Annotated in this window: 13 protein-coding genes; 1 reads left to right on the top strand and 12 read right to left on the bottom strand. The window is 64.1% G+C overall.

Annotation, left to right across the window (positions count from 1 at the left end):
- Positions 1–4: 4 nt before the first annotated feature.
- The 6 genes from JN280_RS16430 to JN280_RS16405 all read right to left on the bottom strand — a co-directional run bounded on the left by JN280_RS16430 (position 5) and on the right by JN280_RS16405 (position 7,664).
- On the bottom strand, positions 5–1,636 hold the full coding sequence (locus JN280_RS16430; RefSeq protein ID WP_202313587.1) for an ABC transporter ATP-binding protein: 1,632 nt from the start codon (positions 1,634–1,636) through the stop codon (positions 5–7).
- On the bottom strand, positions 1,633–2,463 hold the full coding sequence (locus tag JN280_RS16425; protein WP_202313585.1) for an ABC transporter permease: 831 nt from the start codon (positions 2,461–2,463) through the stop codon (positions 1,633–1,635). Before JN280_RS16425 ends, JN280_RS16430 begins: the two co-directional genes overlap by 4 nt.
- A 10-nt stretch (positions 2,464–2,473) precedes the next feature.
- Complete coding sequence (locus JN280_RS16420; RefSeq protein WP_202313583.1) at positions 2,474–3,451, bottom strand: ABC transporter permease; 978 nt, start codon at positions 3,449–3,451, stop codon at positions 2,474–2,476.
- Between the two features lie 24 nt (positions 3,452–3,475).
- Positions 3,476–4,651: an amidohydrolase gene (locus JN280_RS16415; RefSeq protein WP_202313582.1), complete on the bottom strand. Its 1,176-nt coding sequence runs from the start codon at positions 4,649–4,651 to the stop codon at positions 3,476–3,478.
- A 121-nt stretch (positions 4,652–4,772) separates the two neighbouring features.
- A complete protein-coding gene (locus JN280_RS16410; RefSeq protein WP_202313581.1) occupies positions 4,773–6,350 on the bottom strand; it encodes an ABC transporter substrate-binding protein in 1,578 nt (525 codons plus the stop codon).
- 81 nt (positions 6,351–6,431) lie between these two features.
- The gene (locus JN280_RS16405) at positions 6,432–7,664 is read right to left on the bottom strand and encodes an ABC transporter substrate-binding protein (protein ID WP_202313580.1); all 1,233 of its coding nucleotides are present in this window, start codon (positions 7,662–7,664) and stop codon (positions 6,432–6,434) included.
- A 94-nt stretch (positions 7,665–7,758) separates the two neighbouring features.
- On the opposite strand from JN280_RS16405, the gene JN280_RS16400 reads away from it, so the two are divergent.
- Positions 7,759–7,932: a hypothetical protein gene (locus JN280_RS16400; RefSeq protein ID WP_202313579.1), complete on the top strand. Its 174-nt coding sequence runs from the start codon at positions 7,759–7,761 to the stop codon at positions 7,930–7,932.
- Positions 7,933–8,018: 86 nt separating this feature from the next.
- On the opposite strand, the gene JN280_RS16395 is transcribed toward JN280_RS16400, so the two are convergent.
- The 6 genes from JN280_RS16395 to JN280_RS16370 form a co-directional block, all read right to left on the bottom strand.
- The gene (locus JN280_RS16395) at positions 8,019–9,521 is read right to left on the bottom strand and encodes a sugar ABC transporter ATP-binding protein (RefSeq protein WP_202313578.1); all 1,503 of its coding nucleotides are present in this window, start codon (positions 9,519–9,521) and stop codon (positions 8,019–8,021) included.
- Entirely contained in the window at positions 9,518–10,663 is a 1,146-nt protein-coding gene (locus JN280_RS16390) for a strictosidine synthase (protein ID WP_202313577.1), read from the bottom strand. Before JN280_RS16390 ends, JN280_RS16395 begins: the two co-directional genes overlap by 4 nt.
- Positions 10,660–12,774: an ABC transporter permease gene (locus JN280_RS16385; protein WP_202313576.1), complete on the bottom strand. Its 2,115-nt coding sequence runs from the start codon at positions 12,772–12,774 to the stop codon at positions 10,660–10,662. Before JN280_RS16385 ends, JN280_RS16390 begins: the two co-directional genes overlap by 4 nt.
- Before the next feature lie 66 nt (positions 12,775–12,840).
- Positions 12,841–13,845 (bottom strand): sugar ABC transporter substrate-binding protein, encoded by a 1,005-nt coding sequence (locus JN280_RS16380; RefSeq protein ID WP_202313575.1) that lies wholly within the window; start codon positions 13,843–13,845, stop codon positions 12,841–12,843.
- A 33-nt stretch (positions 13,846–13,878) separates the two neighbouring features.
- On the bottom strand, positions 13,879–14,901 hold the full coding sequence (locus JN280_RS16375; RefSeq protein ID WP_202313574.1) for an ABC transporter permease: 1,023 nt from the start codon (positions 14,899–14,901) through the stop codon (positions 13,879–13,881).
- A complete protein-coding gene (locus JN280_RS16370; protein WP_202313573.1) occupies positions 14,898–15,671 on the bottom strand; it encodes an enoyl-CoA hydratase/isomerase family protein in 774 nt (257 codons plus the stop codon). Before JN280_RS16370 ends, JN280_RS16375 begins: the two co-directional genes overlap by 4 nt.

Here is a 15,671-nt window from a genome sequence, read left to right as displayed (position 1 = left end):
CGTCCTAGACGGCAGCGCCGGCGAGCGCACGGCGTTCGAAGAAGTCGCGGCCCGGAACCGCGTCCAGCAGTCGTCGCGTATAGTCCGCACGAGGCGTGTCGAAGAGTTGGGCCGCGGGCGCCTGCTCGACGATGCGGCCGTTCTGCATCACCACGATGCGGTCGGCGATCTCGCGCGCCACCCGCAGGTCATGGGTGATGAAGAGCATACTGAGCCCCATCTCGGATTTCAGGTCCGACAGCAGCGTCAGCACCTGCGCCTGGACGGAGACGTCGAGTGCGGAGACCGCCTCGTCGGCGATCAGGCAGACGGGGTCGAGCGCGAGTGCGCGGGCAATGCAGATCCGCTGCCTCTGGCCGCCGGAGAATTCGTGCGGGAAGCGGTTCAGCGCGTGGGCGCCAAGGCCTACCTTTTCAAGCCAGCGTGTTGCGGTCGACATTGCCTCCGCGCGTGATGCGCCGAACGCCATCGGCCCGCGGACAATGCTCTCCCCGATCTTCAATCGCGGATCGAGCGAGGCGTAGGGATCCTGGAAGACGATCTGCACCCTGCGCCGGAACTGGCGCAGCGCTTCGCCTTTCATCGCGCGAACCGGCGCGCCATCGAAGCTGATCGCGCCGCCGTCGGGTTCGATCAGGCGCAGGACCATCCGTGCGAGCGTCGACTTGCCCGAGCCGCTCTCGCCCACCACCGCCAGCGTGTCGCCACGCTTCAGGACAAGGTCGACGCCATCAGCCGCAACGACGCGCCGCGGCTTGGCGAAGAGGCTCTGGCGTGTGGCAAAGACCTTCTGCAACGCCTTGATTTCCAGGAGTGGCGTGCGCTGGTCCTGGGCCAGACGGATGGCGCCCCGGCCGGGCACAGCGTCGAGCAGGTCGCGGGTGTAGTCGGTCTGCGGTGTGTCGAGCACCGTGACAGCTGCGCCCTGTTCCACGACCTTGCCGTGACGCAGCACGACGACGCGGTCGGCAATGTCGGCGACGACACCGATGTCATGGGTAATGAAGAGCACCCCCATGTCGCGCTTCTCCTGGAGGCTGAGGATCAGGTCGAGGATCTGGCGCTGCGTGGTGACGTCGAGGGCCGTCGTCGGCTCGTCCGCGATCAGGAGTTCCGGATCGTTGGCGAGCGCCATGGCGATCATCACGCGCTGGCGCTGTCCGCCCGAAAGCTGGAACGGATAGGCCGAGACAATCGACGCCGGATCGGGCAGCCCGACCTGGCCGAACAGTTCGACCACGCGGGCGTCCACGTCGCCCTCGTCCGCCGGGCCATGGATCCGGATCGCCTCGCCGACCTGTCGCCCGACTTTTGCCAGCGGGTTCAACGCGGTCAGCGGCTCCTGAAAGATCATGGCGATCCGGCTGCCGCGCAGGGCGCGCATATCGCGCGGCGGGAGGGAAAGCAGATCACGGCCGCCGAACCGGATCTCGCCCTGGAGCGCCTTGACCTTGGAGGGAAGGAGGCCGAGGACCGCGTGAGCCGTCATCGACTTGCCCGAGCCGCTTTCGCCCACGAGGCAGACGATCTCGTTACGATTGACCGTTAGGCTGATCCCGTCGATGGCATGGCTGCGGTCGGCGCCCTGTGGCAGGCCGAGAACGAGGTTCTCGATGGCAAGCAGAGGCGCGGTCATGCTCGGGATATCCTCGGGTTGAGCGTATCGTTCAGAGCCTCGCCGACCAGATTGATCGCGACCACGGTGAGCAGGATCGCGATGCCCGGAAAGACGCTCATCCACCACGCCTGGCGGATCACCGTGCGCCCTGCGCCGACCATGTAGCCCCAGCTCATGAAGTTGGGATCGCCGAGCCCCATGAAGGAGAGAGCCGCCTCGATCAGGATCGCCGCGGCGACCGTGAGCGAGCCCGCCACGATGATGGGCGAAACCGCGTTGGGCAGGACGTGGCGCAGGACGATCGAAATGGTGGACTGCCCCTGGCAGCGCGCCGCCTGGACGAATTCGCGCTGGGACACGGTCTTCACCTGGGCACGCGTCAGCCGCGACAAAGGCGGCCAGCTCACCAGTCCGATCGCCAGGATGATCGTGCCGATCGACGGGGTCAGGATGGCGACGAAGAGGATCGCGAGCACGAAGCTCGGGATGGTCTGGAAGATCTCGGTGAAGCGCACGATCGCGCTGTCGAGCACGCCGCCCGCATAGCCGGCGATGCAGCCGAGAAACACACCGATGCCGAGCGCGGTCAGCGTGGAGGCAAGGCCGATCAGGATCGAAACGCGGGCGCCGTGCGCGATTCCCGCCGCGATGTCGCGCCCGAGCGTGTCGCTGCCCAGAAGCATGCCGTTCTCGCCGGGCCGGCTGAATGGAGCGCCGCTCATCTCCCAGGGCGAGGCCGGATAGAGCAGCGGCGCCAGAACCGCGAGAAGGCAGACCAGGGTCAGGAGCAGTATCCCGACCAATCCGGCCGGGCGGCGCAGAAACGTGCACATGAAATCTTGCATTGCAAGCCTCCTATCGGCCTTTGATGCGCGGATCGATGAGCCGATGCAGAAGGTCGCTCAGCAGATTGGTTGCGATGACCAGGACCGACATGATGAGGAAGAGGCCCAGAAGAACGGGATAGTCCCGCGCCGTGACGGCATCGTAGGTGAGCCGCCCCAGGCCCGGCCAGGAGAAGACCGTTTCGACGACCACGGCGCCGCCGATCAGCGCCCCTGCCTGCATGCCGGCGAAGGTCACCACCGGCACGGCCGCGTTGCGCAGCATGTGGCGCGACAGGATCTGCGGCTCGCTCAGACCCTTGGCGCGCGCAGTGCGCACATGGTCCTCGTGCGAGACCTCGATCAGCGAAGACCGCATGAGGCGCGTGTAGACGGCCATATAGATGGCGGCCAGCGTGACCACCGGGAGGATCAGGTGGCGCGCGACGTCGAGCGCATATTCCAGCGGGCCGAAGCTCGAGGAGCGGATGCTCGTATAGCCGAAGGCCGGCAGCCATTCGAGCTGGATCGAGAAGACCAGCACCAGCATCAGACCGAGCCAGAACACCGGCGTCGCATAGAGCAGGAGCGACAGAAGCGAGATGGCGAGGTCCGACCACTTGCCCTGCCGCTGGCCTGCAAAAGCGCCGAACAGCACGCCGCCGATCAGGGAGAAGAAGAAGGCGGAAAGCGTCAGCAGAAGCGTCGGTCCGAGCCGCTCGAGGATGAGCTGGCTCACATCGGCGCGCTGGCGATAGGAATAGCCGAGATCGAACTGCAGGACCTTGCCGATATAAGTCCCGAGTTGCACCAGGAATGGCTGGTCCAGGCCATACTGGGCGCGGATATCAGCGATGAACTGCGCATCCGCGGCACCCGACTGGCCGGCGATGACGAGTGCCGGGTCACCCGGCGTCGAATGGATGAGAACGAAGTTGATCGTGGCGATGACGAGGATCGTGAAGACGATCCCGATGATCTTTGCCAACAAACGGGAAATGATCGACATCAGGCTTGTTTCGACGGTTCCAAACTAGCGCGCATTCGGTTGCGAAAATCCCAGCAGCTGGTCGAGGACGCCGAGGAACAGCCCGGCCCCGACCGGGATCAGTTCGTCCGGAAAATCGTAGTCGGGGTTGTGGACCATCGGCCGATCCAGGCCGGCACCGATGAAGAGGAGCGCCGACTTCGAACAGGATCCGAAAAGGCCGAAATCCTCCGCGCCCCGGATCGGCACATAGTCCGTCGCGCAGGAGAGGCTCATGCGGGCTGCGGCACTCTCGAAGACAGCGGCCGCCTCGGGATCGTTCACACAGGCCCGGAAGAAGTTGTGCGTCGAGTGGTTGAGGGTGAGACACTCTTCGGCGGCGACCGCGCGCACCATCTCCAGCACTTCCTCGACCAGCACCGGCATCCCGTCGCTTTCGGGCCTGCGAAGGGTCATGCGGATTTCGGCCGAGCCCGGGGTGATGCCGAAGACAGGCTTTCCCATCTGGACGCTCGTCAGCGTCACCCGGCGGAAGCCGGGCGCGACGGCATCGCCCGCCTCGAAGGTCTTCAAGGCGGTGATGATGCGGGCAACGGCTCCAGCCGGCGAAATGCCGGATTCGGGCATGGAGGCATGGGCGGTCTTGCCGACGAGTTCGATGCGCAGGCCCATCGATGCGCAAGTGATCTGGCCTGCGGCGACGGCAACATGGGCGAGTGGCAGGCCGGGCATGTTATGGATCGCGAAGGAGTGGTCCGGCGTGAGTTCGGTGAATTTCGGATCGGCGAGGACGGCCTCGGCGCCATGGGCCGTCTCTTCGGCAGGCTGGAAAAGCAGGACCGCCCTCCCCCGCGCGGGCCTGTGCCGGGCAAGATGCCGGGCGACGGCGGCCATCATCGTCATATGCCCGTCATGGCCGCACATATGCGCCTTCCCATCGTTGCGCGAGCGATAGGGAAGGTTCGAGATCTCGTGGATCTGGAGCGCGTCCAGCTCGCAGCGCAGCAGGACTGTCGGCCCCGCCTCGACACCCTCGTAGACCAGGGCGACACCGTGACCGCCGAGCTCCGTGACGACCTTGTCGGGCTTGGTGTCGGCCAGGAAGGAGACCACCTCGCGGGCGGTCTCGATCTCTTCGCCCGAGATTTCCGGAAACTGATGCAATTTATGTCGCCACGCCTGCAGAACGGCAATTTCCGCATTGTCGAAATACGAGGTCATGTCGGCTTTAGGCCTCCCTTGCCGCGGCGCTGGCCGCGCTGGATAGAAGAAGTGCGGGCCCGAGCCCGCTGCGAAGCGACGCGCCGGCACCCGTCCGGGCGCAGGCGCGTCTCCAGGGCGATCATGATGCGAAGTGGGTCGTGCCGAAGTTGGCGTTGACGCCCGTCGACGAGGTCACAAGATTCTTGAGCCGGTTGTCGTGGATCGTCGGATACTTCTGCTCGCACAGCCAGAGGACCGGCATTTCCTCGACGAGCAGTTGCTGGAGTTCCGTGTAGTAGGCCTGCCGTTTTTCCTCGTCGAGCTCCACGGCCGCCGCTTCGAAGAGCTCGTCCACCTTCGGGTTGGAATAGCCCGCAGTGTTGGAGAACATGACGCCCTTACGGATGTTGGAAGAGATGTAGGTGCGCGCCACGCCAAGCGCCGGATCGCCGTTCTGGTAGAGCTGGTTGCCGCTGATGTCGAATTCGCCGTTGCTCACGCTGGCGACCCAGCCAGCGAGATCGTTGCTCTGCAGCTCGACATTGATCCCCGCCGCACCGAAGGCCTGTCGGACATATTCCGCGATCCGCGTCCAAACCTCGCCCGCAGGCACCATCGTGAACTTCAGGGTGGCGCGCACCCCCCCGGCATCAGGCTTGAGGCCCATCTCGTCGAGCAGCGCGACCGCCTTCTCGACGGAATGCTCATAGGTCTTCACGTCGGAATCATAGTAGCGCATCGAAGACGCTATCGGCCCGGTGGCCGCGTTGGCAAGGCCGAAGAGGATGCGGTCGCGCACGAATTCGCGGTCGATCAGATGCATCAGCGCCTGGCGGAAGCGCTTGTCGTTCATCGGCGGACGGCGGCAGTTCAGCTCGATCCACACCATGGGCGAGAAGTATTCGTAGCCGTCGGTCGTCATCTCGAGATGCGACAGCGCGGACAGGCGCTCGACGTCGAAGGGCTCGATATCCTGCCACTGCGCCAGCTGCGTCTCGCCCTGCTCGAGCGAAACGGCGCGCGAGGCCGCGTCCGGAATGATGCGATAGTAGATCTCCTTCAGCTTCGGCTGGTCCGGCCGGTAGTAGTCGTCGACCGCAGTGAGGTGGATGTGCGAACCCCGCACCCATTCCTTGAGTCGGAACGGCCCGGTGCCGATCGGCGGCTGTTCCGCGCCCTCCTTGCGATAGTCCTTCCCTTCCAGGAGATGGCGCGGCAGCATCGGTGCCGAGGCCGTCTCGAAGGCCATGATGAAGGCCGGGAAAGCCCTCTTCAGCTTGAAGACCACCGTGAAGTCGTCGGGCGCCTCGATGCTCTCGCAGCGGTCGAAAACGGCCCGTGCACGGGGATGCGTTTCCGGCAGGAGCGACTTGCAGGAGAAGATGACGTCCGCTGACGTGAAGGGCTTTCCGTCGTGCCATTTCGCGTTCTGAACCAGCTTGAACGTGTAGGTCAGGCCGTCCTCGGAAATGTCCCAGGAATCTGCGAGCAACGGCTGCGGCGTGAGATCCTTGGCATAGGAAAGCAGCCCCTCGTAGAGCTTGCCGCCCACGACGCCCGTGGGGGTCTGCTGGTTCAGCCCCAGGTTCAGGATCGGCGGCTCGGGCTGGATGATCGCCGTCAGCGACCCGCCCGTCTCCTGGCCGAAGGCCTGCCCCGCGAAAGTGGACGAGCCCAAAGTGGCCGCCAGCATCAGGTTGAATTCCCGCCGATTCATTTCATCTCTCTCCTTCTTCAATCGAACGCTGCCGGGATGCGGGCGCCTGCCGCCCCCGGTGCGCTGCGGTTCCCCGACCGCCTATTTCTTCGTGACCAATGAGCAGGTGGACTTTTCAAGTGGCTGGAACGCGTCCGCGGCATCGATTTTCGAGACCAGTTTGTAGTAGTCCCAGGGCGCGTTCGACTCTTCGGGCTTCTTGACTTCGAACAGGTACATGTCGTGCACCATCCTGCCGTCTTCCCGGATAATGCCCTTGTAGAAGACGTCCTCGATGGGCAGCTCCCGCATCTTGGCCATCACGGACCCGGTTTCATCGGTGCCGGCAGCCTCGACCGCCTTGAGATAGTGCAGCACCGAGGAGTAGGTGCCGGTCTGAAGCATGTTCGGCATGGCCCCCACCTTGTCGAGAAACCGCTTCGACCATTCGCGAGTTTCGTCGTTCATGTTCCAGTAGGACGCCTCGGTAATGGTGAGCCCCTGTGCTTCGGCAAGGCCGAGACCATGAACGTCATTGATGAAACCGGCCAAAGTGGCGAGCTTCTGCCCGGCTTGCGTGAGGCCGAACTGCGCTGCCTGCTTGATCGAGTTGATCGTGTCGGAACCGGCATTCGCAAGGGCCACCACCTTGGCGCCCGAAGACTGGGCGTTGAGCAAGGCGGATGCAAAATCGGTCGTGCCGACGGGAAGCCGGGTGTTGCCCAGCACCTTGCCGCCCTGCACCGTCACGACATCGCCGGTGTCCTTCTCCAGGCTATGGCCGAAGGCGTAGTCGGCCGTGACGAAGTACCAACTGTCAAATCCTTCGGCGACCAGCGCCTGGCCGGTGCCGTGAGCGATGGCGTAGGTGTCGTAGGCCCAATGAACGACATAGGGACCGCACGCATCGTTGGTTATGCGCATCGATCCAGGCGAACTCAGCGTGACGATCTTGTCTTTCTGCTTGGCGACTTCGAGTACCGCCAGCGCCGGGGACGAAGAGGCCACGTCGAGAATGGCATCCAGCTTGTCCTCGTCGAACCACTTGCGTGCGACGGCGGCTGCAATGTCGGGCTTGTTCTGGTGGTCGGCGGACCACACCTCGACGGACTTGCCGAGGACTTTCCCGCCGAACTCTTCGACAGCCATCTGAGCTGCGGTGACCGCGCCTTTTCCCGTGATATCCGCATAGACACCGGACATATCCTCGATGAGCCCTATGCGCACGACATCGTCGCTGATCCTGGCCTCCTGAGCCAGTGCGATTGCGGGTAGCAAGGCTGCCGCAGTCAGGGTTGAAAAGCAGATACTCGCTGTCCGTCCAGAAATGTTCATTGACGTCCTCCCTCTTTGATTATCCGGCACCACCAGACCAGCACGAACGCGTCTCTCCGATGCGGTATTTCCAACACCTTAGGGAAGGCGTGACGTGGCGTTCAATGTCTCGGAATCACACCCGCCGGGACCCAAAGTGTCTGTCGTCGACAAATCATCTCGCAACGACGAACGGGCGCGATCGATCGCCAGTGGCGAACTCCTCAACGGCCCGGCCGGGCGCAAGGAGCTTGCCGATCAGATCCCGACGAAACAGCAAGTCACATAAGACGAACATCACACCGAGGTCACCGGAGGCTCGGTACCGGCCAGATGGCTCCAGCGTCACAACCAGCGCACCACCGACGACAGACCCTAGTGGACTGCGGCATACATGATCGTTTCCTCGCTGGCCGTTCGGCGGTCCATCTCCTCCACGATCTTGCCTTGCCGGGCGACGAGGATCCTGTCCGACAAGGACAGCACTTCCGGCAGGTACGAGGAAATCACGACGACCGCGATGCCGTCGTCGGCAAGCTGGTTTATGAAGGCGTGGATCTCCGCGATGGCACCGACGTCGACGCCGCGCGTCGGCTCATCGAAGATCACCAGCCGCGGCATCTGCACCAGCGCCTTGGCGATCACCACCTTCTGCTGGTTGCCGCCGGACAGTTCGATCACCTTGGCATTCGGGTCGATGGCGCGGATGTTGAGCTGCTTGCGCCACTCGTCCGCCAACCGCCACGCATCGTTCAGGGACACGATCTGAAAGCCGCCATAAGCCTCGCCGGCGATCTTCCCGACATAGATGTTCTCGGCAATACTCATCGTTTCGAAGAAGCCCTCGGCCTTGCGCTCCTCGGTCACGTAGACGATGCCGTCGCGAACCGCCGGAGCCGGAACGCGGTAGCGCACCGGCTTGTTGGCGAGCTTAATCTCGCCTCCGTGGAAGAAGTCGCGCTTGAGCACTCCTGCCACTACTTTCATCGTCTCGGTCCGTCCCGAGCCGACCAGCCCGAATATGCCGGTGACCTGTCCGTCATAGATGGAGAAGGAGGTGTTGCGCACGATGCTTCCCATCGAGAGGTTCTCGACGGAAAGCGCCTTGCGCCCGCGCGCCCGCGGCGGCCTGGACCGTGCGGTGCTGCCATAGATTTCGTCGGTGAGGTTTCGTCCGACCATAGCCTGGACGATCTTCTGGCGATCGAAGGCGGCAGCCTTGTCCGAGGCCACCAGCCGTCCGTCGCGAAGGATCGTGATCCGGTCAGCGATCTGGAGCGCCTCCTCGAGCGCGTGCGAGATGAAAATGATCGACACTCCCTCCGCTTTCAGCTTGCGGATCAGCTTGAAGAAGTAGCTCTTTTCCTCGGGCGTCAACGTTGCGGTCGGTTCGTCGAAGATGATGACCCGCGCCCGATGGTGCACCGCGCGTGCGATCTCGACCATCTGCTTTTGCGCCGCGCCGAGCGAGCCGACCACCGCAGCCGGGTCGACATGGAAATTGAGCGATTGCAGGAATTGCTGGGCTGAGATGTAGATGCCGCGAAGGCGGTTCAGCGGCTTCTCGTTGCCGAGATAGATGTTCTGGGCGACCGTCATCGACGGCACCAGGCTGTTCTCCTGGTAGACCATCGCAATGCCCTTTCCCAAGGCTTCGGCGGGCGTCGCCAGCTTCTCCTCCCTGCCGTTGACGAGAAGCGTCCCTGCGGTCAGGGCATAGACGCCGGCAATGACCTTGGTGAGCGTGGATTTTCCAGCCCCGTTCTCGCCGAGAAGGGCGTGGATTTCCCCCTGTTCGAGGACGAAGTCGACCTGTGAGAAGGCCGGGATGCCCCGAAATTCCTTCGTTGCGCTGCGCAATTCGACGATCGGCGTCATGTGGCGTGCTCCGTCGGCACCATAAGGTCCAGGGGCTCGGCAAGCGCGACGTGGTCGATCAGGACGACCTCGCCCTTGCCTTTCGATGTCACGACCAGCTCTCCATCGACCTCGGCCAGAGAGGTGATGCCGTGGCGTGTTCCGTCAGCCCGACTATGCGCACTCCAGACCGGCTGAAGGTCGGCGTCGAGCCTGACGACCAGACCGTAGGATCGGGTCGGCGCCCACGGCTTGTGGATTCCGAGCCGAATGACGCCGCCGGCTTGCAGCGGCTCCTTGAAGCTGTGACCGCTCGAAAGCGTGGGGGCGATCCAGAATGCAGGATCGATCTCCGCGATCATCCGCCGGCGGAACCTGTCCTCCCGGAGTACGAACTCCTGCAATTGCGAGCGCGCGGCAAGGAAAGAGAGCCAATATCCTCCCGCCGCCGACCGGCAGATGCGGCCGGGATACGCAGGCAGCCCGGCCAGCACTTCGCGGGGGGCGGATGGAGCATCTGTCTCGACAATCAGTAGCCGGTGCCGCCAAGCCTCTGTCACGAGAATATCGCTGGTGTCATGGCGCACGGAAAGTCCGGCGGGGAAACTCAGGCCTCCCGCCAGTTCGACCGCCTTGCCGGCGGAAAGATCGATGCGAACCACGGAGCCGGAGCGTCCATGATGAATCAGGTCATGGCTCCATTGAGCGGCGGGAAACGTCGCCGAGCCATTGCTTACCAGCAACAGGTCTTCCGCGAGGAATATCGCCGCGGTCGGGCATATCAGCGGCATGCCTGCGACACGGTCCACCTGCGTGCCGTCGTACCGGCCGCCCGCGATCTTCACGCCGACGCCGTCGAGGCCGATGGCCAGTGCGCCGCCGTGAGACACCCCGAGACAGCTGATCGGCGCGTCATGCTCGCTATGAACGCGGCGGTCGCCATCGCCGCGGAGTTCCAGAACACGGGATCCGGACGAGATCAGCAGCTTGTCGCCGACGACGACCGCGTTGTCCGCCTGCTCGACCACCGCCAGGGCGGCCGCTCTTTCGAGATAGTCATTCGGCTTCAACGCGCCATCCATGACAGGCACGGTGATGGAGAACTCGCCACGGCCGCCAATGAAGCGGTCGAATGTCTTCCTGATCCCGGCTGTGAGGCTCATTTCCCTTCTCCCCAACAGAAGCTCTGCGAAGTCCAGGTCGGATCCGCATTGGGAAGCCTCAATCGTCCGATGCGGTCGTTGTACAAGCCGCCTAAATAGAGATAGCCCTTGTGTTCGCGCATCGAGGTGACCATTGGGTGGTTCTCCCCGCCGAGGTCCCAAAGGGATTCGAGTACGTCGCCCCCGCCGGTGAACTTCACCACGCAGCCCGTGTTGATGTTCGGGAAAAGCCATTCGTCCCGGGCGACGCGCTTGGCCATGCGCTTGCGCAGGCTCGGCATGCGCAGAGCGAGATCGAGCGTGGGCGAGCGCATGCCCACCAGCGCGACCCAGAAGTTGCCGTCCGACGCGCGATTGATGTTGTCGGGATAGCCCGGCAGATCGGCGATCAGAACTTCGCAGGTGCCCTTGCGCGGGCCGTCGAACCAGTAGCGGTTGATCCGGCAGCCCCAGGTCTCGGCGAAGAGCAAGGACTGGCCGTCCCCGGCCATGCAGACGCCGTTGGGAAACTGCAGATTGCGCAGGACGGTGCGAGTCGAACGATCGCGCGGATCGTAGCAGATCAGACGGCCGTTGCCGCGGCTTTCGAGCGCGTCATAGGCCCAGTCGTGCATGTCGTAGCGGATTGTCGCTTCCGAGAAGAAAATGCGGCCGTCAGGCGCGATGTCGAGATCGTCGGCGAGCTTCAAGCGCGAATCGTCGATGATCGAAAACAAGGTGCGGCTGGTCTCATCGGTCAGCTTCCTTACCTCACGATCCGGCGTCACCTGATAGAGGCCCATGCCGCCGACGCAAACGTTCAGATTGTCCCGGGCGTCGAATGCCATGCCAAGCGGATGACCGCCGATATGGGCGAAGATCTCCCATTTCCCATAGTCGGGTGCCAGGAAGCGCACGATGTCGCCGTGGCGGTTCGGACAGTAGAGATTGTCATTCCGGTCGAAGATGACGTCCTCCGGCCCCTCTATCTCGCCTTTGCCGATCAGGCTCACACCTTTGAGGTGGTCGTTCAGCGCGTACGGGCTGCCGCTTCCCGCATCCGTCGCCGGCGGTGGCGGCAGGCGGAAATAGGCGGGGGAGACATAGACCTTGTTCAGGATCTTGTGACGGTTCTTCAGCCAGCGCACGTCGATCGCCACCACGAGCAAAAGCACAAGGCCGAGGATGGTGGAGCTGACGCCGCCGCTGATTCCGATGCGAACCATGCCGTCGGTCAGGATAAGGACGACGACCGCGCCGAGCAGCGACTTGGCGACCGATCCCCTGCCGCCTCCAAGGCTGTTGCCGCCGAGCACGGCAGCGGTCAGCGCCGCGATTTCAAGGCCGACGCCGGTATCGGAGCCGGCGCTGCCCAGGCGCGCGGCGAAGAAGATGCCGGCAATCGCGGCCAGCGTGCTCGACCAGACATAGGTCAGGAAGACGGTGCGCTTGACCTTGAGGCCGGCATTGAAGGCCGACCGCCTGCTGCCGCCAACTGCCGATATATGCCAGCCGGCGCGCGCCCGCGTCAGGACCACATGCCACGCGGCGACGATCGCCAGGGCCACGGCGAAGGAGAATGGCACGCCGAGAACGGTGCCTTCGCCGATGAAATACCAAAGTTCGGAATCCGGGAAGCCCGCCGATATCTGCACCGCGTAGCGAAGCAGGATGATGTCGACGATCGAGCGGATGATGATCAGGGTCACCAGCGTCGTCAGGAAGGCGCGGATGCGCAGGTAGCCGATGAGGAAGCCGTTCACCGCCCCGCAGAGCGCGCCGACGCCGAGCGTCGCCACGACGCTCGCCCATACCGGCCAGCCGATCAGGTTCATGCAGATAAGCACGGTGATGTTGGCAAGCGCAAAGACGCTGCCGAGCGACAGGTCGAGCCCGCCGGCCAGGAGCACGATGCCCATCGCCACGACGATCAGGGCGAACTCGGCCAGTTGGCGGGACGTCTCGGTCAGGCTGGACATGGTGAAGAAGCCCAGGTCCTGCCAGAGGAAGGCGCCGATCACCACCATAGTGGCGACGACGGGAACGATGTTATCGCTCCAACGCTTGGTGAGAACCTCGCCGAGGAGCTTCTCCGGAAAATATCGGAAATAGAGACGCTCGATCGCTTCCATCGCTCATCCTGCCTGTGAATGCCGGCGGCCGCCGCGGGGACAGCGGCCCTTAGGGGGTGGCTTCGGCTATTTCTTCAGCAGGTCGAGATCCCAGCAGCTGTCGTTGGCCAGCGTCTCCTTCGAGATGATCTTGTTGGGCGTATAGAGTGCGAACTTCGCCTCGCCGGGTGCGGCGGACGATTGCAGCAAAATCTTGATCGTGTTGTTGAGGTCGCGGCCCTGTCCCGGCACGTCGTAGGAGATGACCTCGTCGAAGGTGCCGTTCTCCACGCCCTGGCAGGCGGTCTTGTTGCCGCCGCCTGATGTGATGAGATAGATGTCCTTGCCGGACTCGGCAATCGCCGCACCGGTCCCTGCGTCCATCACGTCCCAGAAGCCGATGATGCCGCAAAGATCCGGGTTCTGCTGGATCACCGTCTGCGCGATGCCGCGAGCCTTGGACTGGTCCCAATCGCCGGTCTGGCTCGACACGATCTCGATCTGGTCGCCGTCCTTCAGCGTCTCCGAAATGGCATTGAGCTGGTAGACGCTGGCGGCGGCCGTCGCCGGCCCCTGGATCAGAGCGATCTTGCCGCTCTTGCCGGCGCTCTTGCCGCATTTCTCGATCATGCGGTTTGCAGCGTACTGGCCGATTCCGTACCAGTCGGCGCCAACGAAGGCATCGGTCTGATAGCTTGACTTCATGTTGACCTGGACGACCTTGATGCCGGCGTCCTCGGCACGCCTGAGCGTGCGGGCGTAGGAAGCCACGTCGAAGTTCTGCACCACGAGGATATCAGGCTTTTCGGTGATCGCCTGCGTGATCGCGCGCGTGCCGGTGTCGGTGCTCCAGTTTGCATCGCGGATGTCGAGCTTGTAGCCGAGGCGATCAGCCTCCTTGCGCATGACGGCGGCCCAACCTTCCGGCAGGTCGAAGCTCATCGACATCGGCACGAAGACGACCGTCCTGCCCTTCAACGCGTCGAGCGTGGGCTGCCGGACCTCGTCCACGAGGCCCTCCTGTGCGAACGCCGGCGAAGCGGCGAGCAGTCCGGCGAATGCGGTCGCAAGCACGGTCTTCAGTATCGTCATTTCGGTTCCTCCCATTGATGACGACGGCGCGGGTCAGATGTCGCCCTGTTGGGACGTCTGTTCGTCGCGCGGGTTGAGCAGGGCATCGATGACAAGAGCGCCAAGCAGGACAGTGCTCTTGATCAGGTTCTGGACGGTGTAGGAGATGTCCATGATGGTCATGCCGTTGAGCAGCAATCCGATCAGCGCCGTCCCCACCAGCACGTTGCGGACCCCGCCGCGCCCTCCCGACAGGCCGATGCCGCCCAGGATGACGACGAGCAGCACGTCATAGATCATCGTGGAGTTGACGACGCGCATGTTCATGCTCGCGACCGATGCCGCGGTCACGGTGCCGGCAAGGAAGGCCATCAGGCCGGACAGCACATACTGCACGATGATCATCGGCCGCACCGGGATGCCCGAGATGCGCGCGGTCGAGATGTTGTCGCCGACCGCATAGATGAAGCGGCCGAGGCCCGTCTTGCGCAGGAAGAGGTGGACGACCAGCGCGGCGGCAGCGAAAAGCCAGATCGGCAGCGGCACGCCGAGGGCACCTCCGCGGCCGAGAAAGATGAACCAGTCGAGGCCGTCGGGGACGTTGTTGACATCGAGATCGGCGATCACGCCGCGGCCGAGGCCGTAGACGATCGCCGAGACAGCAAGCGTGGCGAAGATCGCCGGGATTTCGACATAGGCGATCAGGAAGCCCATGATCAGCGCGACGGCGAGGACGAAGAGCAGACCGACGCCGAGCGCCGCGACGAACGAATATCCCTTGTTGGCGAGCACGATCGAAAGCGTGAGGGAAACGGCCATAACGGCCACCAGCGACAGGTCCACGCCGCGGCCGATGACGACGATCGCCATGCCCAGGCTGAGTATGCCGAGCACCGCGACGTTGCGCACCAGTGTGAGGATGTTTCCCGAGGAGAGGAAACTGTCGAGGGTCAGCGAGAAGACGAGGAACAGGACCAGCGCCGCCAGCGCGACGATCGTCTCCTGGGTCAGGCCCGGCCGGTGGACAGCGCCCGCCGACGACGGCGGGCCGGCAACGGTGGACTGTGGCGCTCTCATCCCTGTTTCCCGCTCGTTCCGGCGGCGCGTTCCGCGAAGGCTCTCAGTCCCCGGCGCGCGTCCTCGCTGGTGAATGTGCGCTGGCCGAGCCTTGCCTCCTCGGCGAAGGCTTGCTCCAGAGGCAGGTCCTGGAGCGTCAGCACGGCTTCCTTGATGGTCTGGATCGCCGTAGGGCTGAGCGTCGCGATCTGCGCGGCCGTCTCCTGGGCGAGCGGCTCGACCTTGTCCGGGTCCACCACCTGGTTGACCACCCCCTTGGCGGCCATCTCGGCAGCGCTGAAGCGACGGCCCGAAAGCAGGATCTCCATGGCGTGGGCGTAGCCGATCTGGCGAACCAGCCTGACCAGCGTGCCGCCCGCGGGCACGAATCCGTGCGAGGGCTCAGGCAGCTGGAATTCAGCCCCGGTCGAGGCGATGCGGATATCGGTCGCCAGCATGATCTCGAAGCCGCCCCCGATGCACAGGCCGCAGACGGCGCAGACGATCGGCTTGTAGAATTTCATTCCCTTCAGATGGGCGGGATCCCAGGCGCTGATGTCGAAGCGGTCGCTGGCCAGCGCGGGAATGGACTCCGTCAGGTCCGCACCGACGCAGAACGCTCGCTCCCCGGCGCCCGCCAGCACGACAGCGCGAATGCCGTCATCGTCGCGCGCCTCGGCGAATGCCCTGCCGAGATCCTCATACATGGCGAGGGAGAGGGAGTTGAGCTTTGCCGGCCGCGCGATGCGGATCGTCGCGACGTGCCCCGAGCGGTGCAGTTCGATCGTCAT

The sequence above is a fragment of the Mesorhizobium sp. L-8-10 genome, assembly GCF_016756635.1.
Lineage (GTDB): Bacteria > Pseudomonadota > Alphaproteobacteria > Rhizobiales > Rhizobiaceae.
This window is presented reverse-complemented; position numbering and strand designations above follow the sequence as displayed.